Source organism: Micromonospora sp. WMMC264, from assembly GCF_027497275.1.
Taxonomy (GTDB): domain Bacteria; phylum Actinomycetota; class Actinomycetes; order Mycobacteriales; family Micromonosporaceae; genus Micromonospora; species Micromonospora chalcea.
Genome location: NZ_CP114907.1, coordinates 4,230,989 through 4,256,954 on the forward strand (window position 1 = coordinate 4,230,989; position 25,966 = coordinate 4,256,954).

Consider the following 25,966-nt stretch of genomic DNA (forward strand, 5'->3'; position numbering starts at 1 on the left):
GCGGATCAGAAGTCGACCGGCGGCAGTTCCGGGCCACCGGCGGCGTCACCGGCACCACCGGTGCCGACGCCGAGCTTCTCCAGGATCTTCTTCTCGATCTCGGCCGCCACGTCCGGGTTCTCGCGGAGGAACTCGCGGGCCTTCTCCTTGCCCTGGCCCAGCTGGTCACCGTCGTAGGTGTACCAGGCGCCGGACTTGCGGATGATCGCCTGCTCCACGCCGACGTCGATCAGCGAGCCCTCGCGGGAGATGCCCTTGCCGTACATGATGTCGAACTCGGCCTGCTTGAACGGCGCGGCGACCTTGTTCTTCACGACCTTGACCCGGGTGCGGTTACCGACCACGTCGGTGCCGTCCTTGAGGCTCTCGATGCGGCGCACGTCGAGCCGGACCGAGGCGTAGAACTTCAGCGCCCGACCACCGGTGGTGGTCTCCGGGCTGCCGAACATCACGCCGATCTTCTCGCGGAGCTGGTTGATGAAGATCGCGGTGGTGCCGGTGTTGTTGAGCACACCGGTGATCTTCCGCAGCGCCTGGCTCATCAGCCGGGCCTGGAGGCCGACGTGGCTGTCGCCCATCTCGCCCTCGATCTCGGCGCGCGGCACCAGGGCCGCCACCGAGTCGATCACGATGATGTCGATCGCGCCGGAGCGGACCAGCATGTCGGCGATCTCCAGCGCCTGCTCGCCGGTGTCCGGCTGGGAGACCAGCAGGGCGTCGGTGTCGACGCCGAGGGCCCGCGCGTACTCCGGGTCGAGCGCGTGCTCCGCGTCGATGAACGCGGCGATGCCGCCGGCCCGCTGGGCGTTCGCGACCGCGTGCAGCGCGACTGTGGTCTTACCGCTGGACTCCGGACCGTAGATCTCGACCACCCGGCCGCGCGGCAGACCGCCCACGCCGAGCGCCACGTCGAGCGCGATGGAGCCGGTCGGGATGACAGCCGTCTGCACGACGGGCCGCTCCCCCAGCCTCATCACCGAACCCTTGCCGAACTGCTTGTCGATCTGAGCGAGAGCAAGGTCGAGCGCCTTCTCCCGGTCAGGCCCTGCTGCCATCGTTGCCACCCCTGCCTTCGCCGGCGTCTTTCCTGAGCTTCGCGTCACGCGGGACACGCTAGGCGCTGGGTCCGACAGAAAACCAGCCGACGGGCCGTGAGCTGTGGACGAGCACCCCGCTGTGGACAATAGCCGAACAGGTGTACGACTGGGCAAGCGACACGCGGGATCGATGAAAAGGCTGCTCAGCGTAGTCGGGCGGGCACCCGGTCGGGGTACGCGGCGACCACGGCGCGCCATACCACGTGCGTTTGCTCACCGGCCGCGAGCGCCTGCTCGATGGTCCGCCCACCGAGCTGGGACAGCACCTGGTCCCGGGCGATGCTGGCCGCGTAGCCGGGCCCGAACGCCTCCTCCAGCCGCGTCCAGAAGTCGGTCAGCCGCACGTGTTCAGTCCTCCTCGTCGAGTGGCGCCGGGCCGGGACGGCGCAGCGCCAGCGCCACCAGCGGCACCACGGCGATCGCCGCCAGCAGGGTGAGCGTCGGGTACCCCACGGCCCGCATCACGAACCCGCTCGCCGCCGCGGCGCCCGCCCCGGCCAGCCCCATGAGCAGGTCGGACAGCCCCTGCACACCGGGCCGGTCGGCGGTCGGCACCGACTCCGACAGCAGCGTCGAGCCCGCCACCATCGTGCCCGACCAGCCCAGCCCGAGCAGCGTCAGCCCCACCGACAGCGATGCCGTGTGGTGCCCGGCGGTGCCGGAGACCGCGCACGCGGCCAGCAGCAGCGCCACCCCACCGAGGATCACCGGCCGGCGGCCCACCCGGTCGGTGAGCCATCCCACCACCGGCGACAGCGCGTACATGCCGGCGATGTGCAGGCTCAGCACCAGGCCGACCACCGGCAGCACGTCCTCGTCGGAATGCCACTCGCCGAGGTGCACCGGGGTCATCGACATGACAGCGACCATCACCAGGTGCCCCACCGCGACAGCGGCGATGCCGAGGCGGGCGGCCGGCCGCCCGCGTACCGTGCGCCACGCGGCGACCATGCCACCGCGGCGGGTGACCGCCGGCGCGGCGCCCGGCGCCGGCTCGGCCGCCGCCAGCCGGCGCGCGGTGAGCAGCGGGTCCGGCCGCAGCAGGACCAGGAGTACGACGGCGGTCAGCGTGAACGCGACGGCGCTGAACGCGAACGGGCCGGACAGCGCCGGCAGGCCCCAGCCCCGGGTGGTCTCGTCGGCGAGCGCGGCGAAGTTCGGCGCGGCCACCGCGCCGATGGTGGTGGCCCACACGACCAGCGAGAGCTGCCGCCCCCGGCGCTGCGGCTCGGCCAGGTCCACCGCCGTGTAGCGGGCCTGGAGGTTGGCCGCCGTGCCGCCGCCGAACAGCAGCATGCCGACGAAGAGCAGCGGCACCAGGCGCGTCACGGTGGCGACCACCACCAGCACGCCGCCGACCGCGCCGACCGCGTACGCGAGAACCAGGCCCGGTCGCCGGCCACGCGCGGCCATGAGCCGGGTGACCGGGACGGCGAGCAGCGCGGCGCCGACCACCCCGGCGCTCTGCGCGAGCCCGGCCAGGGCGGTGCCGGCGACCCGGGCGGCGAGCAGCGCGCCCACCGAGATGCCGATGGTGACGCCGATGCCGCCGATGATCTGGGTGAGGAACAGCAGCCGGACGGTACGCCGCTGGATGCCGGCGACGTCGGGCCGGGGCGGGGCCGGCGCGGTCAGGTCGGTGGACATGCGCGCTCCTGGTGGGACGGGTGCCCCATCCTCCCGCACCGGCCCGCCCGGCCGGCACCCGGTTTCGCTACAGGCCGAGGCCCCGGCCGATGATCTCCTTCATGATCTCGGTGGTGCCGCCGTAGATGGTCTGCACGCGGCTGTCCAGCCACGCCTTCGCCACCGGGTACTCCGCCATGAAGCCGTAGCCGCCGTGCACCTGCACGCACCGGTCGGCCACCTTGGTCTGCAGCTCGGTGGTCCACCACTTGGCCTTCGCCGCGTCGGTCACCGACAGGCGGCCCGCGTTGAACTCGGCGACGCAGTGGTTGACGAACGTGCGCGCGATGGTGACCTCGGTGTCCAGCTCGGCCAGCAGGAACCGGTTGTGCTGGAACCGGCCGATCGGCCGCCCGAACGCCTCCCGGGAGCGGGCGTACTCGATGGTGAGCGCGAGCAGCTTCTCGCAGGCCGCCACCGCGGCGACGGCGATGCTCAGCCGCTCCCGGGGCAGGTTGGCCATCAGGTGGTAGAAGCCGTGGTTCTCGGTGCCGATCAGGTTCTCCGCCGGCACCCGGCAGTCGTCGAAGAACAGCTCGGCGGTGTCGTTGGCCTTCAGGCCGACCTTGGCCAGCCGGCGGCCCCGGCTGAAACCCGGCGTGCCGCTCTCCACCACGACCAGGCTCACCCCGTGGGCACCCTGGTCCGGCGCGGTCTTGACCACCACGACCACCAGGTCGGCCATCTCACCGTTTGTGATGAAAGTCTTCTGCCCGTTGAGGACCAGGCTGTCGCCGTCGCGCACCGCGCCGGTGCGGATGCCGGCCAGGTCGCTGCCCGCGCCCGGCTCGCTCATCGCGATCGCGGTGACCAGGTCGCCGGAGCAGAAGCCCGGCAGCCAGCGCTTGCGCTGGTCGTCGGTGGTCAGCTCGGTCAGGTACGGCGCGACCACGTCGTTGTGCAGCCCGAACCCGAGGCCCGAGCACCCGGACGCGACGATCTCCTCGTCGAGCACCGCGTTGAACCGGAAGTCGCGCTGCCCGCCGCCGCCGTACTCGGGGTCGACGTCGGGGCCGAGCAGCCCGGCCGCGCCGGCGGCCCGCCACACCTCCCGGTCGACGATCCCGTCGGCCTCCCAGCGCTCGTGGTGCGGCACCGCCTCCCGGGTCAGGAACCGGCGGCACAGGTCACGGAACTCGTCGTGGACGGGTTCGTAGAGATGCTGCTCCATGCCGGCAAGTCTGGCACCGCTCACCCGCCCTGGACAGAGACGAGCGCCGCTCGCAGCCGGCGCTCCCGCCAGCCGGTGCGTACGGCCACCGCCAGCACCACGACCAGGGCGAGCCCGAACCCGGCAGCGGTCGCTTCCCACCCGATGCGGAGCGCGAGCACGATCAGCGGGCCGAGCAACACGACGCCACCGGCCGCCCCGAACAGCGCGCCCCGGCGTATCGCGGCGAGGTTGTCCGCCACCGCCGCACGCCCCTCCTCGTCGGCGGGCGGTTCGCCCCGCCGCAGCGCGGTCTCGGCGATCGCCCAGGCGGCGGCCCGCTCCGCCTCGGCGCCGCGTGGTTTCTGAAGCCAGTTCACCCCGAAGAACATGAACCCGTAAATCACCGCGCCCAGCCCGGCGCGGACCACCGCGACCTGCACGGACCCGTCCCGCTCCCAGAGCCGGATGGCCAGCCACACGGCTCCGGAGAACGCCATGGAGGTCACGTAGGGGCCGGGAGCGCCGAACCGGAGAAGCTCCACGCGAGGCCGGGGTTCCGCCATGCCGGAGCCGTACCCACACGCACCGTTGGGCAATCCTCTATGGAGGGTGGCGACCGGGCGAAGCGCAGGCCAGGATGGCCGGATGGGCACACTCACGGGGAAGCAGGTGGCCGAGGCCGGGCTGGACGGGTGGACGTACCTGCTGGGGGCGTTGCAGACGCGCATCCGTACCCCCGATTTCGCGGCCGGGCTGGCGCTGGTGGCCGCGGTGGGCGCGGAGGCCGAGCGGGTCGATCATCATCCCGATCTGGACCTGCGCTACACCCACGTGGACGTGCGGCTGTGGTCGCACGACGCGGGCGGGGTGACGCAGCGTGACCTGCGGCTGGCCCGGTTCATCTCGGGGCTGGCCGCGGACTCCGGGCTTACCCTCTCGGCCGCCGGGCTGGCCCGGCTGGAGCTCGCGCTCGACACCCCGGAGCACGCGGCGGTGCTGCCGTTCTGGCGGGCGGTGCTGGCGCCTGGCGCGCCGCCCGGCCCGGGCGCCGACGAGGTACGCGACCCGGACGGCGCGCTGCCCACGGTCTGGTTCCAGCGTTCCGGCCGGGACGAGCCCCGGCAGCGGTGGCATCCGGACGTGTGGGTCGACCCGGCCGAGGTGGACGCGCGTATCGCGGCGGCGCTGGCGGCAGGCGGGACGCTGGTCAGCGACGCGGAGGCGCCGAGTTTCTGGGTGCTGGCCGACCCGGACGGCAACCGGGTGTGCCTGTGCACCTGGCAGCAGCGCGCCTGACTCAGCGCAGCGCCTCGGCGGCCACCTTCAGGTCGGCGACCAGGCCCTCGTACGCGACGTCCTGGTTGTCGGCGCGCAGCACCGCCGACGGGTGGATGGTGGCGAGCAGCCGGGCCGCCGGGGCGTCGGCGACCGCGCCCGTCCGGTCCACCGGCACCCGTTCGAAGTCCTCCGGGCGCTGGGCGGCGGCGGGCCAGGGCAGCAGCTCGCCGCGTTGCTTCGTCACCCGGAAGCTCGGGCCGAGCAGCGCCTTGGCGGCGGTGGCGCCGAGCACCACCACGATCTCCGGGCGCAGCCGGGCGAACTCGGCGACCAGCCAGGGCCGGCAGGCGGTGACGTGCACCCGGTCCGGGGTCTGGTGGATGCGCCGCTTGCCGCGCAGCTCGAACCGGAAGTGCTTGACCGCGTTTGTGAGGTAGATCTGGGCGGGGTCGAGCGCCGCGTCGTCGACGGCCTTGCGCAGCAGCCGCCCGGCCGGGCCGACGAACGGCAGGCCCTTCTGGTCCTCGATGTCGCCCGGCTGTTCGCCGACGAAGACCACGCGCGCGTGCTCGTCGCCGCGGCCGAAGACGGTCTGGGTGGCGTCCCGGTACAGCTCGCAGCCCCGGCAGTCGCCCGCCGCGGCGCGCAGTTCGTCGATGGTGTCCGCCGACGGCGGGATGAACTCCTGCGCTCCGGGTGCGCTCTCGGTCTCGGCCATGCCGATCGTTCTACCCCGTCCGGCGGCGCGCACGCGAGTGGCCCGCCGCGCTCGCCCGGAGGTGTTAAGAAGGGGCCCTTCCTATACCGAATGCGTTAAGAAGGGGCCCTTCCTTCCGGCGGTGAGCGCGTCGGCGAGCGCGGGGATGTCGGCCTCATCCAGCGCGCTCACCGAGACGCGCACGGCGGGGTCGGCCGCGATCCGGTAGAGCCGGCCGGGCGCCACGGCCCATCCGGCGTCGCGCAGCGTCGTGACCGTCACCGTCTCGTCGGGCACCGGCACCCAGACGTTGATCCCGGTACGCCCGTGCGCGGCCACCCCGCGCGCGGCAAGCGCGGCCACCAGCCCGTCGCGCCGCCGGTCGTAGCTGTCCGCCGCGCGCCGTACCAGCCCGGCGGTGGCCGGGTCGCGCCAGAGCGACACGACCAGCCGTTGCAGCACCGTGGACACCCAGCCGGCGCCGACCCGCGCCCGGCCGGCCACCCGGGCCACTGTGGCCTCGTCGCCGGCCAGCACCGCGAGCCGCAGGTCGGGCCCGTAGGGCTTGCTCACCGACCGGACGAAGGCCCACGCCGGTGTCGCCCCGGCGAGCGGGCTCAGGGGTACGCGGGCCAGCTCGGCGGCGTGGTCGTCCTCGATCAGCAGCAGGTCGGCGCGGCCGTCCAGCAGTGTCCGCAGCGCGTCGGCCCGGTCGGTGGAGACGGCCGCGCCGGTCGGGTTCTGCGCCCGGCTGGTCACCACGAGCGCCCGGACCCCGGCGGCCAGCGCCGCGCGGACGCCGCCGACTGTGGGGCCGTCGTCGTCCACCGGCACCCCGACGGTACGCAGCCCGAGCGCGGCGATCAGGTCGAGCAGGTTGGCCCAGCCCGGGTCCTCCACCGCCACCGCGTCGCCGGGGCGCAGGTGCGCGGCGAGCAGCCGTTCGATGCCGTCGAGCGCGCCTCCGGTGACTGTCAGCTCGCCGGGCGGCACCCCGTCCGCGGCGAGCCGGTCCCTCGCCAGGGCGGCCAGGTCGGGCAGCACGGCGTCGGTCGCGTACCCGCCGGGGGGTCCGATGTCGGCGGCGAGCGCGGCGAGGTGCGGCCCGAGCGGGGGCAGCAGCCGGGGGTCGGGCTGGCCGGCGGAGACGTCGCGACCGCCGGGCAGCGGCGGGGGCAGCAGCGCGGCGCGGCGGGCGGCCACCGGTGGGCGGGGGCGGACCCGGGTGCCGTGCCGGCCGGCGGTCGCGACCAGGCCACGTTGCCGCAGTTCCTGGTACGCCTTCGCGACGGTGGCCGGACTGACGCCGAGGTCGGCGGCGAGCGCCCGGACGGCGGGCAGGGCGTCGCCCGGGGCGAGCGCGCCGCTGCGGATGCCCGATTCGACGCTGGCCGAAATCGCGGCGGAGGTCGAGCCGCTGACCTGATAATGTGCTGCCACAGTTTGGCGATTGTACTAGAACAAAGGTGGGATGTCACATGTACCCTCCGACCCCCCGCACCACAGCCAGCCGCGTCCGCGACCGGATGCGCTACGACGCGGCCACCGCGCACGCGCTGCTCGACGAGGCGTACCACTGCGCGCTGTCGTTCACCGTCGACGGCGAGCCGCGCGTCCTACCGACCCTGCACGTGCGCGTCGGCGACACGCTCTACCTGCACGGCTCCACCGGCAGCCGGCCACTGCTGGCCGCCCGGGGCGAGGCCGGGCTGCCGGTCTGCGTCGCCGTCACCCACCTCGACGGGCTGGTCTACGCGCGGTCGCAGTTCCACCACAGCGCCAACTACCGGTCCGTGGTGGCGCACGGCACCGCCCGGCTGGTCGAGGACACGGACGAGAAGGCGGCGGTGATGACCGCGCTGATCGAGAAGGTGGCCACCGGGCGCTCCGCCGAGAGCCGCCCGCCGAACCGGCGCGAGCTGGCCGAGACGGCGGTGCTGGCGCTGCCGCTGCGGGAAGTGTCGGTACGGGTGCGCACCGGCGGAGTGAACGACGACCCGGCCGACGAGGCGCTGCCGTACTGGGCCGGTGTGGTGCCGCTGCGGCTCACGCCGGGCCGCCCCGAGCCCGCCCCCGGGGTGAGCGCGCCGGTGCCGGCGTACCTGCGGGCGGCCCGCTCGCCGTGGCACGAGCCCGCGGTGCTGCGCGGCGAGCACGCGGTGCTGGAGCCGCTCGACCTCGCCCACGCCGACGAGCTGTACGCCGCCACCGACGACCCGCAGGTGTGGCAGCACCTGGGCGGTACGCGGCCCGCCGACGCCGACGAGATGCGCCAGGTTGTCGCCAGTTACCTGGACGCGCAGGAACGCGGCGAGCAGGTGTGCTGGGCGCAGCGCTGCGCCACCACCGGCGCGGTCATCGGCACCACCTCGTACTACGAGATCGACCCGGTCCGCCGGTCGCTGGCGATCGGCTACACCTGGCTGGGCCGCCCCTGGTGGCGTACCGGCGTCAACACCGAGGCGAAGCTGCTGCTGCTGGGCCGGGCCTTCGACGAGCTGGACGCGGTGCGCGTGGTCTGGCACACCGACATCCGCAACGAGCGCTCCCAGCGGGCCATCGAACGGCTCGGCGCGAGCCGGGAGGGCGTGCTGCGGCAGCACAAGCAGCGCGCCGACGGCTCCTGGCGGGACACCGTGCAGTACTCCATGCTCGCGCAGGAGTGGCCGAGCGCACAGGCCAGCCTGCGGGAACGTCTTCGCGCGGCGGCCCCCGTGGCGTCATGATGTCCGGCGTGCTGGGGATCACCGACATCTGGACGTACGTGCTGGGCACCGTGGCGATCGTGCTGCTGCCCGGACCGAACTCGCTCTTCGTGCTGGCCACCGCCGCCCGCCGGGGCGTGGCCACCGGTTACCGGGCCGCGGCCGGGGTGTTCGTCGGCGACGCGGTGCTGATGTTCCTCTCCGCCGCCGGGGTGGCCTCGCTGCTCCAGGCGTACCCGCCGCTCTACCTGGTGATCAAGTACGCCGGCGCGGCGTACCTCGGGTGGTTGGGGCTGGCCATGCTGCGCGGCGCGTGGCGGCGCTGGCGCGACCGCAACGACCCGGCCACGCCGCGCCTGATCGACGAGGTCGAGCCGGCCGGGCCGCAGGAGCCGTTCCGGCGGGCGCTGGTGATCAGCCTGCTCAACCCGAAGGCGATCCTGTTCTTCGTCTCGTTCTTCATTCAGTTCGTCGACCCCGGGTACGCCTGGCCGGCGCTGTCGTTCCTGCTGCTCGGGCTGATCGCGCAGGTCGCCAGCGCGCTCTACCTGACCGCGCTGATCTTCACCGGCACGTTCCTGGCGGCCCAGTTCCGGCAGCGCCGTCGGCTGGCCGCGACCGGGACCACGGCGGTGGCGATGCTGTTCCTCGGCTTCAGCCTCAAGCTCGCCGCCGGCTGAGGTGTAAGGAAGGGCCCCTTCTTAACGCCTCCGGTAGAGGAAGGGCCCCTTCTTAACAAGATCACGTGCCGTCGCCCCCACCGCCACCGCCGCCGATGCCCGCGCCGCCGGCCGTGCCGCCGAGCCCGTAGCCGGGCGCGACCGGCCGGTCGGGCGGGCGGCTGACGTGCGCCGACTCGCGGATCGTGGCCGACCAGTCGGCGTGCGCCGCCGCGGCCGCGTGCCGGTCGATGGCGTGCCGCAGCCAGCCGTCCACAGTCGCCACCCAGTCCCGCTGGTCGACCCCGGCGTGCCAGATCCGGAACCGGCTGATGCTCTGGTGGGTGATCCCGGCCAGGGAGAGCCGCCGGTCCAGCCAGAGCAGCACCTCCATGCCGGCCGAGTCGGTCAGCATGATCACTTCGAGTTCGGTCATCGGGCCGGCGTAGAGCGGGGCGGCCCAGAAGCCGTACCACTGCTGGAACGGCAGCGTCTGATCCACCCCCGGCAGGCGTCCCTCGCGCAGCCCGGCCTGCCGGATCGCGAAGCCGAGCGTGTCCAGCGCGGCGAGCACGTGCTCCTGGGAGGGCAGCGGGTGGATCAGCACCGGCACCATCGCGCCCTGGTCGACCTCCGGGTCCACCGACACCTCGGTACGCAGCCCGGTACGCAGGCTCAGCAGCGGCACCCCGCCGTACGTGGTCACCGGTGACTCCCACGGCAGCGGCACGGCGAACTCGACGGCGCGCCGTCGTCCGGCCGGCACCACGAACCGGCCCGCGATCGTCCACGTCTGGAACTGCACCAGGCGGCGCGGCGCCTCCGGGTCCTCCGGTTCGACCTGGGTGACCAGGCCGAGCCGGATGTGCCGGACCGGTACGTCCGATCCGCCGGCGCTGAGCGTCACCCGGCCCGGCAGGCGCAGGCCCGGCCGGGTGCTCGGATTGGGCAGGGTGGTGCTCACGGAGAGCCCGGTCCAGGCGGAGTCCCGCGACACCCCGGTCAACCGCATGCCGGGGCATTCCCGCTGCCCGCCGGGCCATGCCCGACCGAAGCGGACGCCGGACGCCGGCTGCCGGACGCCGGACGCCGGGTGCCAGACGCCGCAACGGACGCCGGCCCGGCGAGGTGGTCTCCCACCTCGCCGGGCCGGTACGGATCATGACGGTCAGCGCATCCGGCGGCCTCGCGGCACCGGGTCGGTCTCGTCGTCGAACTCGCCGATGACCTCCTCCAAGAGGTCCTCCAGCGCGACGAACCCGATCGGCCGGGTCGGCCCGCCACCGTTGCTCACCAGCGCGAGCTGCGCCTGCTGCGCCCGCATGGCGGCCACCGCCTCGGTCACCGACGCCTCGGCCGGCAGCGTGAAGGCGTTGGTCATCAGCTCGTCCGCGGTCGCCGGGCGGCCGGTGGTGACGGCACGCACCGCCTCGCGTACGTGCACCAGGCCGCACACCTCGCCACCGGCGTCAACCACGGCGAGCCGGGACCGGCCGCTGTCGCGGGAGACGTGCTCGATCCGCTCGGCGGTCTCGTCGCGGCCCACCGTGACGATCCGGTCGAACGGCTCCATCACCTGCGCCACAGTGGTGCCCTGAAGCTCCAGCATGCTGCTGAGCAGCTGGTGCTGCTCGGCGCCGAGCAGCCCGTGCTCCCGGGACTGCTCCAGCAGGATGCGCAGCTCGTCCGGGCCGTGCACCTGGGCGAGCTGGTCCTGCTGCTGCACGCCGAACAGCCGCAGCATCGCGTTGGCGAGCCCGTTGAGCACGGAGAGCACCGGCCGGACGATCCGGGCGAAGGCCCGGAACGGCAGCGCCAGCAGCGTCGCCGAACGCTCCGCGTCGGTGATCGCCCACGACTTCGGGGCCATCTCGCCGACCACCAGGTGCAGGAACGTCACCAGGGACAGCGCGAACACCAGCGCCACCACGTGACTGGCCGCGGTGGGCAGGCCGACCGCGTGCAGCAGCGGGCTGATCAGCCGTTCGATGGCCGGTTCGGCCAGCGCGCCCAGGCCCAGCGTGCACAGCGTGATGCCGAGCTGCGCGCCGGCCAGCATGAGGCTCAGCTCGCGGACGCCGTCGAGCGCCGCGCGGGCGGCCCGGCCGCCACCGGCGGCCGACTGCTCCAGCCGGTACCGCTTGGCCGCGACGAGCGCGAACTCGGCGGCCACGAAGAATCCGTTGAGCGCGAGCAGCACCACGGAGAAGAACAACGCGAACCCGGGGGTCATGCCGCACCCTCCCCGGACACGTCGGCGGTGGACCGCAGCCGTACCGAGTCGGCCACGTGCCGGTCCACGGCGAGCACCTCGACCAGCACCCGCGGGCCGGAGGCCGGCTCGTCGCCGTCGGCGGCGACCGGGATCTCCAGCCGGTCACCGACCTCGGGCACCCGGCCCAGCTCCCGCATCACCAGACCGGAGAGCGTGTCGTACTCGGGCGCCTCGGGCAGCTCGATGCCGGTGCTGTCGGCGACCTCGTCGATGCGCCAGCGCGCCGGGACGACCCAGGAGCCGTCCTCCTGCCGCGCCGCGGCCCGGTCCGGCGGGTCGTCCTCGTCGCGGATCGGCCCGACCAGTTCCTCGGCCAGGTCCTCCAGCGTGATCACGCCGGCGAAGCCGCCGTACTCGTCGACCACGCAGGCGAGCTGCCGGTGCCCGGACCGCAGCCGGTCGAGCACCGTCGGCAGCGGCAGCGTCTCGGGCACGAGCAACGGGGGTACGGCCACCGCGTCGACCCGGGTGGTCGCGCGCTGCGCCGGGGGCACCCCGAGCACGTCGGCGATGCCGACCACGCCGATCAGGTCGTCGACGCCCTCGGCGCCGCGCACCGGGAACCGGGAGTGGCCGGTGTCCAGCAGCTCGACGATGCGGCTGACCGGCTCGTCGGCCCGCACGGTGTGCACGTCGACGCGGGGCACCATCGCCTCGCCGGCGGTCAGCTCCCGGAAGTCCAGGCCCCGGTCCAGCAGGTCGGACATCTCGGCGTCGAGGTGCCCCTCCTCCCGGGACTCGGCGATGATCTGCTCCAGGTCCTGCGGGGTGGCGCCGCTGGGCAGCTCCTCGATCGGCTCGATGCCGATGCGGCGGAGCAGCCGTACCGCGGCCCGGTCGAAGAGCGTGATCAGCGGGCCGGCGATCTTCAGGTACATCAGGGTGGACCGGGACAGCGCCCGGGCCAGCGGCTCGGCGCGGGCGATGGCCAGGTTCTTCGGGGCCAGCTCACCCAGGACCATCTGCACCACTGTGGCGATGACCAGGGCCAGCGCCACCGACAGCGGCAACGCCACCGCGCTGGAGATGCCGGTGAGGCCGAGCAGGTCGGCCAGCCCGGCGCCGAGGAACGGCTCGGCGACGTAACCGACGAGCAGGGCGGTCACGGTGATGCCCAGTTGGGCGCCGGACAGCATGAACGAGAGCCGCGCGGTGACCTCCAGGGCCCGGGCCGCGGCACGATCGCCACCGTCGGCGAGCTGCTTGAGCTTGCCCCGGTCCACGGCGACGTAACCGAACTCCTGGGCCACGAAGTAACCGGTGGCGGCGGTGAGCACGATGATGAGAAGGAGACCGACGAGGATCAGCACGGGAGGTTCAGTGCTCCCGGGGTCGTCGGGGAGGGAATTCGCCGGGTATGACCCGGCCGGCTACTGCTGCCCTCCGGGGCAGGAGAGTCGATCATGCGGCCCATTTTATCGGTACCGGCTGGACGTCCGCTGAGGGTGCCGGGAACCCTCCCCCACGTCCGGTTCACCGCCCGGCGAGCTCGTCCACGTCCAGCAGGCTCCGGTCGACCCGGCCGGACCGGTAGGCCGCCCGGCCGATCATCTGCGCGGCGACCGGCGCGGTGGAGAGCTGGAAGATCGCCACCAGGACCAGCATGCCCAGGTCCGAGGGGGTACGCAGACGCAGCGCCAGCCCCGCCAGCAGCAGCAGGACGCCCAGCACCTGCGGCTTGGTGGCCGTGTGCATCCGGTCCAGCACGTCCGGGAAGCGGACCAGCCCGATGCCGGCGATCAGCCCCAGCACCGCCCCGGCCAGCAGCAGGACCCCGCCCGCCCAGTCCGCGATCGTGCCGGCACTCATGCTTCGGCCCGGACCGCGAAGCGCACCAGCGACACCGAACCGATGAAGCCGAGCAGGGAGAGCACCACGAGCACGGGCAGCGTGGTGGCGTGCCGGTTCACGGCGGCCTCCGCCCCCACCGCGGCGAGCATCGCCGACAGCAGCAGGTCGGCGCCGACGACCCGGTCGAGCAGGGACGGGCCGCGGTAGATGCGGGCCAGGGCGAGCAGCGCGGTGGCCGAGAGCAGCACGGTGAGCGCGACGGCGAGCAGGACTGTCACGGGTGGTTCCTCCGTTCGGCGGGTTCGAGGTCGAGCCGGCGTACCTCGGCGGGAGATCCGATGGCGCGGACGATGCGCCGTTCGACGGCGAGCACACGCTCGCGGCTGCCGGTGATGTCCTCGGGGCCGCGCACGTCGAGCACGTGCACGTAGAGCACGCCCGCGGCCCGGTCGACGTCGATGATCAGCGTGCCCGGCACCAGCGAGATCACCTCGGCGGTGAGCGCCAGGTTGAGGTCGGTACGCACGCGCAGCGGCACCGCGATGATGGCGCCGCGCGGGCGGTAACCGAAGCGCAGCGCCACGGCGGCCACGTGCAGGCTGGCGCTCACCAGCTCCGCGATGAAGGTGATCAGGAAGACCAGCAGCGCGCGGGGGCGGAACCGGCCGCCGAACGTGACCGGCGGCAGCGGGAAGAACAGCAGCACGGCCGCGCCGACCACCAGCCCGGCGATGAGGTTGCCCACTGACACGTCGCCCCACAGCAGCAGCCACGCGGCGACCAGCCAGCCGAGCGCGAGCGCCTGGTCGCGGCGCCGCCCACCCCGGCCCACCACCTGAATCGGCACGTCGGGCTCGGGCGCGGCCCGGGGTACGCCCGTCGGCTCCCCGGTCGCGCCCCCGCCCGGGGGCAGGTCGTCGGTCATGGCACGTCCCGGGGCAGGACCGCCCGCACGTACGGGGTGCGTTCGCGCAGGTCGGTGGCCGCGTTCGAGGTGACCTGGAACAGCGGCCCGGCCGCCAGCGTGAACAGCACGCCGAGCGCGACCAGGGCGGTGGTGGCGCCGACCATCAGGCCGGGCAGCCGGGCCGGCACGGTGGTGGAGGCCAGCCGGGGCGCCCGCCAGAACGCGATGTTCCACACCCGGGAGGCCGCGTAGAGCGTGAGCAGGCTGGTCAGCGTGCCGGCCCCGACCAGCACGGCGGGCAGCGTCCCGCCCGCCGCCACGCCGGCCTGGAGCAGACCCAGCTTGCCGAGGAAGCCGGAGAACGGCGGGATGCCCGCCAGGTTCATCGCCGGGACGAAGAAGAGCACGCCGAGCATCGGGGCGACCCGCGCCAGCCCGCCGATACGGCGCAGGTCGGTGCTGCCCGCCCGCTCCTCGACCAGGCCGGCGACCAGGAACAGCGTGGTCTGGATGGTGATGTGGTGCACCACGTAGAAGATCGCCCCGGACAGGCCGGCGACGCTGCTCAGCGCCACCCCGAAGATCATGTAACCGATGTGGCTGACCAGCGTGAACGACAGCAGCCGCTTCAGGTCCGACTGGGCCACCGCGCCGAGGATGCCGACCACCATGGTCAGGCCGGCCACCACCATCAGCAGGCCGGCGACCTGGCCGCCGGGGAACAGCAGCGTCTCGGTGCGGATGATCGCGTACACGCCGACCTTGGTGAGCAGGCCGGCGAAGACAGCGGTCACCGGCGCGGGCGCGGTCGGGTAGCTGTCCGGCAACCACGCCGACAGCGGGAACACCGCCGCCTTGATCCCGAACGCGAGCAGCAGCATCAGTTGCAGCGTCAGGCGTACGCCCGACGGCAGCGCGTCCAGCCGGCCGGCGAGCTGCGCCATGTTCAGCGTGCCGGTGGCCGCGTACACCAGCCCCACCGCGGACAGGAACAGCAGCGACGACAGGATGCTGACCACCACGTACGTCGAGCCGGTGCGCAGCCGCACCTCGGTGCCGCCCAGCGTGATCAGCACGAAGCTCGCGGCGAGCAGGATCTCGAAGCCGACGAAGAGGTTGAACAGGTCCCCGGCCAGGAAGGCGTTCGTCACGCCCGCGGTGAGCACCAGGTACGTGGGGTGGTAGATGCTCACCGGCGCGGTCTCGCCGGTCTCCCCGCGGCCCTGGCCGATCGAGTAGAGCAGCACGCACAAGGTCACCGCTGAGGAGACCAGCACCATCAGCGCCGCCAGCTGGTCGGCCACCAGCACGATGCCCACCGGCGCCGGCCAGCCGCCCACCTGCACCACCACCGGCCCGAACCGGTACGCCTCGACCAGCAGCACCGCCGCCACCACCAGGACGCTGGACAGGCAGAGCACGCTTATCGACCGCTGCAGGCGGGGCCGCCCGGACAGCAGGAGGGTGAGCGCCGCGCCGAGCAGCGGCACCACCACCGGCAGCGGCACGAGCCCGCTCATGTCTCACCGTCCCGGCGCAGCCGCCGGCGGGCCGGCTCCGGGTCCACCTGCTCCGGGTCGTCGTCCGGGCCCTCGCCGCCGTGGTCCGCGGTCGACACCTCGTTGCTCTCGGCGAGCCGGACGATCTGCCGGTCCTCCAGGTCGTCCTGCACCTCGTCGTCGCCGCTGGTGTACCAGCTGCGGTACGCGACGGCGAGCAGGAACGCGGTCAGCCCGAACGTGATCACCACTGCGGTGAGCACCATGGCCTGGGGCAGCGCGTCGCTCATCTCACCCTGCGGGGAGGAGCCCACGAACGGTGCGGCGCCGGCTCGCCCGCCGAGCAGGATGAGCAGGTTCACGCCGTTGCCGAGCAGGATGATGCCGAGCAGGATCCGGGTCAGGCTGCGTTCCAGCAGCAACGTGACACCGGCGGCGACGAGCACCCCGACCGCCAGCACCAGCACCAGCGTCGGACCGGCCGCGCCCCTGGTCATGTCGGGCCGTCCCGCTGGACGATCAACCCGCGTCCCGCCTCACCGGCGGCCTCCACGTGCCGGTCCACCTCGGCGCCCAGGCTGCGCAGGATGTCCAGCACCAGCCCGACCACCACCAGGTAGACGCCGATGTCGAAGAAGAGCGACGTGACCAGGTAGAAGTCGCCGATCACCGGCAGCCACAGGCCGACCTTGACGCTCTGCAGCACGTCGCCGCTCAGCGCCAGCCCGAGCACCCCGCTGCCGACCGAGATGCCCAGACCCGCGCCGAGCACGGTGCCGGCCCCGACCGGCGCCGCCTCGGCCAGCTCGTACCGGCCGCCGGCCAGATAGCGCAGGGCCAGCGCGAGGCCCGCCACCAGGCCGCCGGCGAAACCGCCACCGGGGGCGTTGTGCCCGGAGAAGAGCAGGAACAGCGAGAAGATCAGTACGGTGTGGAAGATCAGCCGGGTGACCACCTCGAACACGATCGAGCGCCGCCGCTCCGGCAGCGTCTGCCCGCCGCGCAGCCACACCGTGCGCCGGTCACCGGCGCGCATCGCGACCGGCCGCGGGCGGCGCGGACGCGGCCCGGTGCGGGAACGCTCGTAGATCAGGCTGGCCACACCGGTCGCGGTCACCACGAGCACCGAGATCTCCCCCATGGTGTCCCAGGCCCGGATGTCCACCAGGGTCACGTTCACGACGTTGCGGCCGTACCCCTCGACGAGGGCGAGCTGGGGGAAGTCGGCGGAGATCGACGGCGCCCGGCGCGCTCCGGCCGCGGTCAGCGCCAGGCCGGCCATCACCACGCCGGCGGCGATCCCGATGCCGCGCCGCACCCAGCGGCTGCGGCGCAGCGGACGCGCCGAGAAGCGTTCCGGCAGCCGGCGCAGCACCAGCACGAACACGGCGATCGTGGCGGTCTCCACCAGGAACTGGGTCAGCGCCACGTCCGGCGCGCCGTAGAGGACGAACATCATCGCGGTGCCGTAGCCGGTGACCCCGACCAGCAGCATCGCGGTGAGCCGGCGACGCGCGCCGACCGCGAGCAGCGCGGCCACCGCGATCACCACCGCGACCACGAGCTGGGCCGGGTTGTCCCACACCGCCAGCTCGACCCGCCACGGCGCGGTGGCGAGCATCGCCCCGCCAGGCACGAACACCAGCGCGAGCAGCACCGTACCGAGGTACTGCGGCAGCGAGCCGCGCTGGGTGGCGCCGGTGACCTCGATGGCGAGCCGGTCGAAGCCGTGCGTCACCCACTCGTACCCCTGGTTGCCGCTCACCGGCGAGCGCAGCCGCGCCAGCGCGGGCGCGAGCGGGCCGCGGACCAGGTGCAGCGCCGCGCCGCCGGCCAGCACGAGGGCGGAGAGGCCGAGCGCCGCGGTCGGCCCGTGCCAGAGCGCCAGATGCTCCTCGACCGGTCCGAACAACTCCGCGTACGGCTCGAACAGGCCGCTCAGCCACCCGGCGGCCGGACCGGCGGCGAGCCCGGCCACGGCGAGCAGCGCCGGGGGTACGAGCATCGCGGCCGGTGGCCGGGCCACCTCCGTGTCCGCGACGCCGGGCCGGGTGCCGAACGCGCCCCAGACGAACCTGATGCTGTACGCGACGGTGAGCGCGCTGCCGGCCACCAGCACGACGAGCACGAGCGGGTCGCCGGTGAACGCGGCGAGCACCGACTCCTTGGCCACGAACCCCAGCAGCGGCGGCACGCCGGCCATCGAGGCGGCGGCGAGCGTGGCGACGATCGCCAGCCACGGCGCGGCCCGGCCCACCCCGGACAGGTCCCGCAGGTCACGGGTGCCCGCCTCGTGGTCGAGGATGCCGACGACCAGGAACAGCGCCGCCTTGAACAGCGCGTGCGCCGCCAGCATCGCCACGCCGGCCAGCGCCGCCTTCGGGGTGCCCGCCCCGAACAGCACGGCGAGCAGTCCGAGTTGGCTGACCGTGCCGTACGCCAGCAGCAGCTTCAGGTCGGTCTGCCGCAGCGCCGCCCAGCCGCCCAGGACCAGCGAGAGCAGCCCGGCGACGACGGTGACCGGCCGCCACGGTCCGGCCGCGGCGAGCGCCGGGCCGAGCAGTCCGATGAGGAAGATGCCGGCCTTCACCATCGCCGCCGCGTGCAGGTACGCGCTGACCGGTGTCGGCGCGGCCATCGCCACCGGCAGCCAGGCGTTGAACGGGAACACCGCCGACTTCGCCAGCGCGCCGGCGAGGACGAGCAGCACCGCCAGCGCCAGGTATCCGCCGCCGGGCAGCGGCGCGGACGCCACCGACGACCAGCGGTAGCCGCCCGCGTGGTGACCGAGCATCAGGAACCCGACGAGCATCGCCAGGCCGCCCAGCGTGGTCACGGTGAGCGCCTGCGCGGCCGCCCACCGGCTGGACCGGCGCTCGGTGCTGTGCCCGATCAGCAGGTACGAGAAGACGGTGGTCAGTTCCCAGAAGACGTAGAGCAGCAGCAGGTCGTCGGAGACGACGAGGCCGAGCATCGCCCCGGCGAAGGCGACCATGACGGCGGCGAACCGGGCCAGCCCGACCGACCCGGGTTCGAAGTAGCGGGCGGAGTAGACGAGCACCAGCGCGCCGACGCCACCGACCAGCAGCAGCATCAGCCAGGACAGCGTGGTGACCCGCAGCGCCACGTCGAACTGCAGCTCCGGGATCCACTGGTACGTCTCGACGACCGCGCCGCCGTCGCGTACCGCCCCGGTGTGGGCCGCCGCCCAGACCGCGGTGGCGGCCGGGGCGAGCGCGAGCAGCAGGCAGGCGCGTGGACCCCACCGGCGGACCAGCAGCGGGGCGAGCAGCGCCGCCACCAGGTGCACGATCAGCAGGACGAGCACGCGTACTCCCGGTCGAGGTGACAGCGCGCCGGAACACGCTGGGACACAACCGATCAGACGTCACAACCAACCCCAACCGCGCCCTTTTCCCCAAAAGCCACCCATCTCCCCCCCCACCCCACCCGCCTTCTCGCGGTGATCAAGGAGTTTGTGTCCGGAGCAGGCTGGTGCGGTGACACGAACTCCTTGATCAACGCGGAGTTCGGGCACCGGTCAGGTCGGGTGGGCCGGTCAGGACAGGGCGGTGGAGTCCAACTGGCGGGCGGCCCGGTCGACGGCGCGCTGGGCGACCGCGAGGGACCGCAGCGGCAGCCGGGCGTCGCGGCTCTCCCGGCGCTGGACGAAGTAGTGCACGGCGGCCCGCACGCGCGCCCGGTCGGCGGCACTGGAACGGGCGGTGGCGAGGATCATCTCGCGCAGCCGCCGGGCCAGCTCCTCGGCCAGTTCGAGGTCGGGACCGCGCAACCCGGCGCGGAGCGCGGCCAGCCGGCCGTCGACCTGACGGAGGAGCAGGTCGGTGCCGGGCCCGAAGCCTCGTTCCTCGACGGTCATCCACGCCTCCAGCCCACGCCGCATCGCGAGTGAAGTTACTTTATGTTGCAGTGCACAAGCAACCAGTTAAGTAAGACTTAACGGAATAACCACCCATTTCCCTCCCTGAGCGTCGTCGCCGGGACAGATCGCTCCGGCGAGGCGGCCGGATGTCACACCTGCGCGGCAGGATGGGGTCGTGGCGGACGAGGTGACCCGGTCGGGCGGGGTGCTCCAGGAGTTCGGCGCGGCGACCCGGGAGTGGTTCACCGCGGCGTTCGCCGCGCCCACCCCGGCCCAGCAGGGCGCCTGGCACTCGGTGGCCGCCGGGCGCAACGCCCTGGTCGTCGCGCCGACCGGCTCCGGCAAGACGCTCGCGGCCTTCCTCTGGTCACTGGACCGGCTCGCCAAGGAACCGCCGCCGGCTGACCCCCGCCGACGCTGCCGCGTGCTCTACGTCAGCCCGCTCAAGGCGCTCGCCGTCGACGTCGAACGCAACCTGCGTGCCCCGCTCACCGGGATCCGCCAGGCCGCCGCCCGGCTCGGCCTGGCCCCGCCCGACGTCACCGTCGGCATGCGAACCGGGGACACCCCGGCCGACGAGCGCCGCGCCTTCGCCCGCACCCCGCCGGACATCCTCATCACCACGCCCGAGTCCCTGTTCCTGCTGCTCACCTCCGCCGCCCGCGAATCGCTGCGCGGCGTGGACACGGTCATCCTGGACGAGGTGCACGCGGTCGCGGGCACCAAGCGCGGCGCCCACCTCGCGCTGTCCCTGGAACGCCTCGACGCGCTGCTGGAGCGGCCCGCCCAGCGGATCGGGCTCTCCGCCACGGTCCGGCCGATCGACGTGTGCGCCCGCTTCCTCGGCGGCGCCCGCCCGGTCGACGTGGTGCAGCCGCCGGCCGACAAGACCATCGAGGTGAGCGTCCAGGTCCCGGTGGAGGACATGACGCGCCTCGACGAGCAGGAGCCACCGGAGGACGACCTCGGCGGGCTCGCCCCCCGCCGCCCCTCGATCTGGCCGGCCGTCGAGGAACGCGTGTTCTCGCTGATCCGCGCGCACCGGTCCACGATCGTGTTCACCAACTCCCGGCGCAGCGCCGAACGGCTCTGCGCCCGCCTCAACGAGCTGGCCGCCGAGGAGTTGGAGGCGGCGTCCTCCCCGGATGGCAGCCGCGTGGCCCGGGGCGGGGAGCCGGTGCGCGTATCCGATCTGCTGCCCGGCGTCGACGGCCCGCCGGCCGGCGACGAGGCCGGGCTCGACGACGCCGACGGGCTCGGCCCGATGTCCGGCGGCGGGCCGGCCGACGGGAGCCGGGCCCGGCGCGGGGCGGAGGCGTTCGGCGGGCCGGTGGGGCCGGTGCGCGCGCCGCGGCAGCCGGCCGAGGTGATGGCGCAGTCCGGCGCGGCGACCGGGGCGCCGGCGGTGATCGCGCGGGCGCACCACGGCAGCGTGTCCCGGGAGGAGCGCAAGCAGATCGAGGAGGCGCTCAAGTCCGGGCGCCTGCCCGCCGTGGTGGCCACGTCCAGCCTGGAGCTGGGCATCGACATGGGCGCCGTCGACCTGGTGGTGCAGATCGAGGCGCCGCCGAGCGTGGCCGCCGGGCTGCAACGGGTCGGGCGGGCCGGGCACCAGGTGGGCGCGGTCTCGCGCGGCGTCGTCTTCCCCAAGCACCGGGGCGACCTGCTCTCCTGCACGGTGGTGGCCGAGCGGATGGGCGCCGGGGCGATCGAGGAGCTGCACTACCCACGCAACCCGCTCGACGTGCTGGCCCAGCAGATCGTCGCGATGGTGGCGCTGGAGCCGTGGCGGCTCGGCGACCTGGCCGTGCTGGTCCGCCGGGCGGCGCCGTTCGCGGAGCTGCCCGACTCGGCGCTGCACGCGGTGCTCGACATGCTCTCCGGGCGCTACCCGTCCACCGCGTTCGCCGAGCTGCGGCCGCGGCTGGTCTGGGACCGCGCCACCGACGTGCTGACCGGCCGGCCCGGCGCCCAGCGGCTCGCCGTGACCAGCGGCGGCACCATCCCCGACCGGGGCCTGTTCGGTGTGTTCCTGGCCGGCGCCGAGCGGGCCGCCCGGGTGGGTGAGCTGGACGAGGAGATGGTCTACGAGTCCCGGGTGGGTGACGTGTTCCTGCTCGGCTCGTCGTCCTGGCGGATCGAGGAGATCACCCCGGACCGGGTGCTCGTCTCCCCCGCGCCGGGGCAGGCGGCCCGGATGCCGTTCTGGAAGGGCGACCAGCTCGGCCGTCCGGTCGAGCTGGGCCGGGCGATCGGGGCCCGGGTCCGGGCGCTGCTGCGGCAGTCAGACGCCGACGCGGTGGCGGCGCTGCGCGCCGGTGGGCTGGACGACTGGGCCGCCGGCAACCTGATGAACTACCTGCGCGAGCAGAAGGCGGCCACCCGGTCGCTGCCGGACGACCGGACGGTGGTGGTCGAACGGTTCCGCGACGAGCTGGGCGACTGGCGGCTCGCCGTGCACTCGGTGCTCGGCGCGCGCGTCAACGGGCCGTGGGCGCTCGCGATCGGCCGCCGGCTGGCCGAGCGGTACGGCGTGGACGCCCAGGTCATGCCCTCCGACGACGGCATCGTGGTGCGCCTGCCGGACACCGCCGAGACGCCGCCCGGCGCCGACGTGGTCGTGTTCGAGCCGGACGAAATCGCCCAGCTGGTCGAGGAGTCGGTGGGCACGTCCGCGCTGTTCGCGTCCCGGTTCCGCGAGTGCGCGGCCCGGTCGCTGCTGCTGCCCCGGCGTGACCCCCGGCGGCGGCAGCCGCTGTGGCAGCAACGCCAGCGGGCCGCGCAACTGCTCGACGTGGCCCGCGAGTACGCCGACTTCCCGGTCACGCTGGAGGCCGCCCGCGAGTGCCTCCAGGACGTCTTCGACCAGCCCGCTCTGGCCGAGTTGATGCGTGACCTGGCCGCCCGCAAGGTACGCCTGGTCGAGGTGGAGTCCGAGCGCCCGTCGCCGTTCGCGCGGTCGCTGCTGTTCGGGTACGTCGGCGCGTTCCTCTACGAGGGCGACGCCCCGCTGGCCGAGCGGCGGGCCGCCGCGCTGGCGCTCGACTCCGGGCTGCTCGGCGAACTGCTCGGCCGGGTCGATCTGCGGGAGCTGCTCGACCCGGAGGTGCTCGCCGAGACCGCCCGTCAACTGCGCTGGCGCACCGAGCAGCGTCGGCCCCGCGACCCGGAGGACGTGGTCGAGCTGCTGCGCGTGGTCGGTGACCTGAGCAGCGCCGAGCTGGCCGAGCGGGGCGTGCCGGAGTCCTGGGCCGACGAGCTGGCGGCGGCGCGGCGGGTGCTGCGGGTCCGGATCGCCGGCGAGGACCGCTGGGTGGTCGTGGAGGACGCCGCCCGGCTGCGCGACGCGCTCGGCGTGGCGCTGCCCGTCGGGGTCGCCGAGGCGTACCTCGCGCCGGTGGCCGATCCGCTCACCGACCTGGTCGCCCGGTACGCCCGCACGCACGGCCCGTTCGCGGCGGCCACCTGTGCGGCCCGGTTCGGGCTCGGCGTGTTCGTGGTGGAACAGGCGCTGCGGCGGCTCGCGGCGAACGGCCGGGTGGTCTCCGGCGAGTTCGCCCCGGACACGGTGGGCACGCAGTGGTGCGACGCGGAGGTGCTGCGCCTGCTGCGCCGCCGCTCCCTGGCCGCCCTGCGCCGGGAGATCGAACCGGTGCCGCCGCGCGCGCTCGCCACGTTCCTGCCCCGCTGGCAGCAGGTCGGCTCGTCGGCCCGGGGCGTCGAGGCGGTCGCCGCCGCCCTCGAACAGTTGCAGGGCGTGAACGTGCCGGCGTCCGCGCTGGAACGCCTGGTGCTGCCCGCCCGGGTCGCCGACTACTCCCCCGCCCAGCTCGACGAGCTGTGCGCCAGTGGTGAGGTGGTGTGGGCCGGCGCGGGCGCGATCTCCGGCGGCGACGGGTGGGTGACGCTCGCGTACGCCGACGTCGCCCCGCTGCTGCTTCCCCCGCCGGACGAGGCGCTGACGCTGACCCCGCTGCACGAATCAGTGCTCGACGCGCTCGCCGACGGGCAGGCGCTGTTCTTCCGGTCGCTCTCCGACCGGGTCGGCGCCACCGACGACGCCGCCCTGTCCGGCGCGGTGTGGGACCTGGTGTGGGCCGGTCACCTCACGAACGACACGCTCGCCCCGTTGCGGGCCGCGCTCGGCGCGGGCGGGGCGCACCGGTCCCGGCCGTCGGCGCCGCGCACCCGCTACCGCCGGCCCGGCCGGGTGGCGCTGCCCAGCCGGGGCGGCCCGCCCACAATGGCCGGTCGCTGGTCCCGGCTGCCCGAACGCGACAGCGATCCCACCCGGCGCGCCGCCGCGCTCGCCGACCTGCTGCTGGAGCGGCACGGCGTGGTGACCCGGGGCGCGGTCGTGGCCGAACAGGTCACCGGTGGTTTCGCCGGGGTCTACCCGGTGCTGTCCGCGCTGGAGGAACGCGGGGCGGCCCGGCGCGGCTACTTCGTGGAGGGGCTGGGCGCGGCACAGTTCGCGGTGCCCGGCGCGGTCGACCGGATCCGGGCGCTCGCCGACGACTCCCAGGGCCGGGGCGGCCCGGCGGTGGTGCTCGCGGCCACCGACCCGGCGAACCCGTACGGCGCGGCGCTGCCCTGGCCCGAGCGCGTGGTCGACTCGGGGGACGGCGCGGCACCGGCCACCGGGCACCGGGCCGGGCGCAAGGCGGGCGCGCTGGTCGTCCTGGTCGGTGGTGACGTGGTGCTCTACGTGGAGCGGGGCGGCCGGACGATCCTGTCGTTCACCGACGACACCGACACGCTCGGCGCCGCCGGCAAGGCGCTCGCCGACGCGGTGCACTCCGGCGCGCTCGGCGCGATCTCGGTGGAACGCGCCGACGGCGAGGCCGTGCACGCGTCCCCGCTGCGCGACGCGCTCACCGCCGCCGGTTTCCGCGCCACCCCGCGCGGCCTGCGGCTGCGCGGCTGAGGGCCCGGCCGCCCCGGTTAGGGTGTGCCGATGGCCTCGATCCGGGTACGCCAGGCGCGCGACGAGGACCGCGTGGCGCTGGCGGCGTTGCACGAACGGGAGTGGGGCGGGCCGATCGTGGTGGTCCACGACACCCGCTACGACCTGCGTGACCTGCCCGCGCTGGTGGCGGTGGACGAGACCGGCGGGTTCGCCGGGGCGCTGGCGTACCGGGTCGACGCCGACGGGCTGGAAGTGGTCAGCCTGGCCGCGGCGGCACCGGGCAACGGCGCGGGCACCGCCCTGCTGGCCGCCGCGCAGGAGACGGCCACCGCCGCCGGGGCGGACCGGATCTGGCTGGTCACGACGAACGACAACCTGGGCGCGCTGCGCTTCTACCAGCGCCGGGGGCTGCGGATCGTCGCTGTGGACGCGGGCGCTGTCGACCGGGCCCGCGCGGTCAAGCCGACGATCCCGGAGGTCGGGGCGGACGGCATCCCGCTGCACGACGAGTTGCGCCTGGCCCGGCGCCTGACCGGGGCGGACCAGCGATGAGCGGCCCGGTCTCCGCGGGCCAGGGCCGCGCCACGCCGGGCGACGTTCCGAGCTGTGTCTCGCTGACCACCGACTACGGGCTGGCCGACGGGTTCGTGGCGGCGTGCCACGGGGTGCTGGCCCGGCTCGCCCCGGCTGTCCGGGTGATCGACGTGACGCACCTGGTGCCGCCGGCCGACGTACGCCGGGGCGCGGCCGTGCTCGCGCAGACAGTGCCGTACCTGCCGTGGGGCGTGCACGTGGCGGTGGTCGATCCGGGTGTCGGCACCGCACGCCGAGGCATCGCGCTGGCCGCGCCCGGCGGGCTGCTGGTCGGGCCGGACAACGGGCTGCTGCTTCCGGCCGCCGAGGCGCTCGGCGGGGTGAGCGCGGCGGTGGAGCTGACCAACCCGGACTGGCTCGGCCCGGCCGTCTCCCGCACGTTCCACGGGCGGGACGTGTTCGCGCCGGTCGCCGCGCGGCTGGCGCTGGGCGCGCCACTGGCCGAGGCCGGTCCGGCCGTGGATCCGGGCACGCTGGTCCGGCTGCCGGAACCGGTGGTCCGCGCCGAGCCGGGCAGCCTCACCGCCGAGGTGCTGACCGTCGACCACTTCGGCAACGTCCAGCTCGCCGCGCCGGGCACGCTGCTCGACGGCCTGCCGCCCCGGGTGCTGGTGAACGGCCGGGAGGCGGTCCACGGCCGCACGTTCGGCGACGCCCCGCCCGGCGCCCTGGTGGTCTACGTCGACTCCGCCGGCCTGGTCGCCGTAGCGGTGAACAGCGGCCGAGCCGCAGAAACCCTCCACACCACCCCCGGCGCCCTCCTCACCCTCACCACCCCCCACCCTTGACCCCCGCGATCTTGCAGTTGGCGCCCCGGCACAGAGGACAAATGC

23 protein-coding genes are annotated in these 25,966 nt (G+C 74.4%); 6 read left to right on the forward strand and 17 right to left on the reverse strand.

All coding sequences use genetic code 11. The annotated features are described in order from the left end of the window. Positions 1-5: 5 nt before the first annotated feature. The 5 genes from recA to O7542_RS18305 all read right to left on the reverse strand — a co-directional run bounded on the left by recA (position 6) and on the right by O7542_RS18305 (position 4,433). Complete coding sequence (recA, locus tag O7542_RS18285; RefSeq protein WP_013284729.1) at positions 6-1,055, reverse strand: recombinase RecA; 1,050 nt, start codon at positions 1,053-1,055, stop codon at positions 6-8. Positions 1,056-1,240: 185 nt separating this feature from the next. Further along, positions 1,241-1,441 (reverse strand): DUF3046 domain-containing protein, encoded by a 201-nt coding sequence (locus O7542_RS18290; RefSeq protein ID WP_030504158.1) that lies wholly within the window; start codon positions 1,439-1,441, stop codon positions 1,241-1,243. A 4-nt stretch (positions 1,442-1,445) separates the two neighbouring features. Then, on the reverse strand, positions 1,446-2,744 hold the full coding sequence (locus O7542_RS18295; protein WP_166455479.1) for an MFS transporter: 1,299 nt from the start codon (positions 2,742-2,744) through the stop codon (positions 1,446-1,448). A gap of 67 nt (positions 2,745-2,811) precedes the next feature. Then, positions 2,812-3,954, reverse strand: coding sequence for an acyl-CoA dehydrogenase family protein (locus tag O7542_RS18300; RefSeq protein WP_166455480.1), 1,143 nt, complete (start codon positions 3,952-3,954; stop codon positions 2,812-2,814). Positions 3,955-3,974: 20 nt separating this feature from the next. Further along, entirely contained in the window at positions 3,975-4,433 is a 459-nt protein-coding gene (locus tag O7542_RS18305) for a hypothetical protein (protein WP_166455481.1), read from the reverse strand. A gap of 148 nt (positions 4,434-4,581) precedes the next feature. On the opposite strand from O7542_RS18305, the gene O7542_RS18310 reads away from it, so the two are divergent. Beyond that, entirely contained in the window at positions 4,582-5,232 is a 651-nt protein-coding gene (locus tag O7542_RS18310) for a 4a-hydroxytetrahydrobiopterin dehydratase (protein WP_210869344.1), read from the forward strand. A gap of 1 nt (position 5,233) precedes the next feature. Here O7542_RS18310 and O7542_RS18315 read toward each other — a convergent pair whose 3' ends face one another. Further along, complete coding sequence (locus O7542_RS18315; RefSeq protein ID WP_281604941.1) at positions 5,234-5,932, reverse strand: UdgX family uracil-DNA binding protein; 699 nt, start codon at positions 5,930-5,932, stop codon at positions 5,234-5,236. A gap of 81 nt (positions 5,933-6,013) precedes the next feature. Continuing rightward, positions 6,014-7,351, reverse strand: coding sequence for an aminotransferase class I/II-fold pyridoxal phosphate-dependent enzyme (locus O7542_RS18320; protein ID WP_281604942.1), 1,338 nt, complete (start codon positions 7,349-7,351; stop codon positions 6,014-6,016). A gap of 38 nt (positions 7,352-7,389) precedes the next feature. Here O7542_RS18320 and O7542_RS18325 point away from each other — a divergent pair, with 38 nt between their 5' ends. After that, a complete protein-coding gene (locus O7542_RS18325; RefSeq protein ID WP_281604943.1) occupies positions 7,390-8,637 on the forward strand; it encodes a bifunctional pyridoxamine 5'-phosphate oxidase family protein/GNAT family N-acetyltransferase in 1,248 nt (415 codons plus the stop codon). Next, positions 8,634-9,296 carry a leucine efflux protein LeuE gene (gene leuE, locus O7542_RS18330; protein ID WP_043325749.1) on the forward strand — a complete coding sequence of 221 codons (663 nt, stop codon included), beginning with the start codon at positions 8,634-8,636 and terminating at the stop codon, positions 9,294-9,296. Before O7542_RS18325 ends, leuE begins: the two co-directional genes overlap by 4 nt. A gap of 61 nt (positions 9,297-9,357) precedes the next feature. On the opposite strand, the gene O7542_RS18335 is transcribed toward leuE, so the two are convergent. The 10 genes from O7542_RS18335 to O7542_RS18380 all read right to left on the reverse strand — a co-directional run bounded on the left by O7542_RS18335 (position 9,358) and on the right by O7542_RS18380 (position 19,627). Continuing rightward, positions 9,358-10,287, reverse strand: coding sequence for a sporulation protein (locus O7542_RS18335; protein WP_166455485.1), 930 nt, complete (start codon positions 10,285-10,287; stop codon positions 9,358-9,360). A 156-nt stretch (positions 10,288-10,443) separates the two neighbouring features. Continuing rightward, positions 10,444-11,508, reverse strand: coding sequence for a hemolysin family protein (locus tag O7542_RS18340; RefSeq protein ID WP_043325753.1), 1,065 nt, complete (start codon positions 11,506-11,508; stop codon positions 10,444-10,446). Further along, positions 11,505-12,860 (reverse strand): hemolysin family protein, encoded by a 1,356-nt coding sequence (locus O7542_RS18345; protein WP_043325755.1) that lies wholly within the window; start codon positions 12,858-12,860, stop codon positions 11,505-11,507. Before O7542_RS18345 ends, O7542_RS18340 begins: the two co-directional genes overlap by 4 nt. 163 nt (positions 12,861-13,023) lie before the next feature. Beyond that, positions 13,024-13,359: a monovalent cation/H(+) antiporter subunit G gene (gene mnhG, locus O7542_RS18350; RefSeq protein ID WP_069089343.1), complete on the reverse strand. Its 336-nt coding sequence runs from the start codon at positions 13,357-13,359 to the stop codon at positions 13,024-13,026. Further along, complete coding sequence (locus O7542_RS18355) at positions 13,356-13,619, reverse strand: monovalent cation/H+ antiporter complex subunit F (protein WP_013284715.1); 264 nt, start codon at positions 13,617-13,619, stop codon at positions 13,356-13,358. The genes mnhG and O7542_RS18355 overlap by 4 nt, the downstream gene beginning before the upstream one ends. Next, complete coding sequence (locus tag O7542_RS18360; protein ID WP_209960431.1) at positions 13,616-14,266, reverse strand: Na+/H+ antiporter subunit E; 651 nt, start codon at positions 14,264-14,266, stop codon at positions 13,616-13,618. The genes O7542_RS18355 and O7542_RS18360 overlap by 4 nt, the downstream gene beginning before the upstream one ends. After that, the gene (locus O7542_RS18365) at positions 14,263-15,768 is read right to left on the reverse strand and encodes a Na+/H+ antiporter subunit D (protein ID WP_043325762.1); all 1,506 of its coding nucleotides are present in this window, start codon (positions 15,766-15,768) and stop codon (positions 14,263-14,265) included. The genes O7542_RS18360 and O7542_RS18365 overlap by 4 nt, the downstream gene beginning before the upstream one ends. Further along, positions 15,765-16,244 carry a Na(+)/H(+) antiporter subunit C gene (locus O7542_RS18370; RefSeq protein WP_043325764.1) on the reverse strand — a complete coding sequence of 160 codons (480 nt, stop codon included), beginning with the start codon at positions 16,242-16,244 and terminating at the stop codon, positions 15,765-15,767. Before O7542_RS18370 ends, O7542_RS18365 begins: the two co-directional genes overlap by 4 nt. After that, the gene (locus O7542_RS18375; protein WP_281604944.1) at positions 16,241-19,075 is read right to left on the reverse strand and encodes a Na+/H+ antiporter subunit A; all 2,835 of its coding nucleotides are present in this window, start codon (positions 19,073-19,075) and stop codon (positions 16,241-16,243) included. The genes O7542_RS18370 and O7542_RS18375 overlap by 4 nt, the downstream gene beginning before the upstream one ends. Positions 19,076-19,306: 231 nt before the next feature. Continuing rightward, positions 19,307-19,627 (reverse strand): hypothetical protein, encoded by a 321-nt coding sequence (locus O7542_RS18380; protein WP_030504176.1) that lies wholly within the window; start codon positions 19,625-19,627, stop codon positions 19,307-19,309. A gap of 178 nt (positions 19,628-19,805) precedes the next feature. Here O7542_RS18380 and O7542_RS18385 point away from each other — a divergent pair, with 178 nt between their 5' ends. Genes O7542_RS18385 through O7542_RS18395 form a run of 3 tightly spaced genes read left to right on the forward strand, consistent with a single transcriptional unit; the run spans position 19,806 to position 25,921 of the window. Then, positions 19,806-24,557 carry a DEAD/DEAH box helicase gene (locus O7542_RS18385; protein ID WP_281604945.1) on the forward strand — a complete coding sequence of 1,584 codons (4,752 nt, stop codon included), beginning with the start codon at positions 19,806-19,808 and terminating at the stop codon, positions 24,555-24,557. 30 nt (positions 24,558-24,587) lie between these two features. Next, positions 24,588-25,091, forward strand: coding sequence for a GNAT family N-acetyltransferase (locus O7542_RS18390; RefSeq protein WP_281604946.1), 504 nt, complete (start codon positions 24,588-24,590; stop codon positions 25,089-25,091). Next, positions 25,088-25,921, forward strand: a complete 834-nt coding sequence (locus O7542_RS18395) for an SAM-dependent chlorinase/fluorinase (protein WP_064447099.1) — start codon at positions 25,088-25,090, stop codon at positions 25,919-25,921. The genes O7542_RS18390 and O7542_RS18395 overlap by 4 nt, the downstream gene beginning before the upstream one ends. The last annotated feature ends 45 nt before the right edge of the window (positions 25,922-25,966 follow it).

What these genes read in the sequence shown, in the direction of transcription:
- O7542_RS18315 (WP_281604941.1), bottom strand. Translation starts at nt 5,932, where the DNA reads ATGGCCGAGACCGAGAGCGCACCCGGAGCGCAGGAGTTCATCCCGCCG.
- O7542_RS18360 (WP_209960431.1), bottom strand. Translation starts at nt 14,266, where the DNA reads ATGACCGACGACCTGCCCCCGGGCGGGGGCGCGACCGGGGAGCCGACG.
- recA (WP_013284729.1), bottom strand. Translation starts at nt 1,055, where the DNA reads ATGGCAGCAGGGCCTGACCGGGAGAAGGCGCTCGACCTTGCTCTCGCT.
- O7542_RS18295 (WP_166455479.1), bottom strand. Translation starts at nt 2,744, where the DNA reads ATGTCCACCGACCTGACCGCGCCGGCCCCGCCCCGGCCCGACGTCGCC.
- O7542_RS18310 (WP_210869344.1), top strand. Translation starts at nt 4,582, where the DNA reads ATGGGCACACTCACGGGGAAGCAGGTGGCCGAGGCCGGGCTGGACGGG.
- O7542_RS18370 (WP_043325764.1), bottom strand. Translation starts at nt 16,244, where the DNA reads ATGACCAGGGGCGCGGCCGGTCCGACGCTGGTGCTGGTGCTGGCGGTC.
- O7542_RS18395 (WP_064447099.1), top strand. Translation starts at nt 25,088, where the DNA reads ATGAGCGGCCCGGTCTCCGCGGGCCAGGGCCGCGCCACGCCGGGCGAC.
- O7542_RS18365 (WP_043325762.1), bottom strand. Translation starts at nt 15,768, where the DNA reads ATGAGCGGGCTCGTGCCGCTGCCGGTGGTGGTGCCGCTGCTCGGCGCG.
- mnhG (WP_069089343.1), bottom strand. Translation starts at nt 13,359, where the DNA reads ATGAGTGCCGGCACGATCGCGGACTGGGCGGGCGGGGTCCTGCTGCTG.
- O7542_RS18380 (WP_030504176.1), bottom strand. Translation starts at nt 19,627, where the DNA reads ATGACCGTCGAGGAACGAGGCTTCGGGCCCGGCACCGACCTGCTCCTC.
- O7542_RS18390 (WP_281604946.1), top strand. Translation starts at nt 24,588, where the DNA reads ATGGCCTCGATCCGGGTACGCCAGGCGCGCGACGAGGACCGCGTGGCG.
- O7542_RS18300 (WP_166455480.1), bottom strand. Translation starts at nt 3,954, where the DNA reads ATGGAGCAGCATCTCTACGAACCCGTCCACGACGAGTTCCGTGACCTG.
- O7542_RS18335 (WP_166455485.1), bottom strand. Translation starts at nt 10,287, where the DNA reads ATGCGGTTGACCGGGGTGTCGCGGGACTCCGCCTGGACCGGGCTCTCC.
- O7542_RS18305 (WP_166455481.1), bottom strand. Translation starts at nt 4,433, where the DNA reads ATGGCGTTCTCCGGAGCCGTGTGGCTGGCCATCCGGCTCTGGGAGCGG.
- leuE (WP_043325749.1), top strand. Translation starts at nt 8,634, where the DNA reads ATGATGTCCGGCGTGCTGGGGATCACCGACATCTGGACGTACGTGCTG.
- O7542_RS18325 (WP_281604943.1), top strand. Translation starts at nt 7,390, where the DNA reads ATGTACCCTCCGACCCCCCGCACCACAGCCAGCCGCGTCCGCGACCGG.
- O7542_RS18340 (WP_043325753.1), bottom strand. Translation starts at nt 11,508, where the DNA reads ATGACCCCCGGGTTCGCGTTGTTCTTCTCCGTGGTGCTGCTCGCGCTC.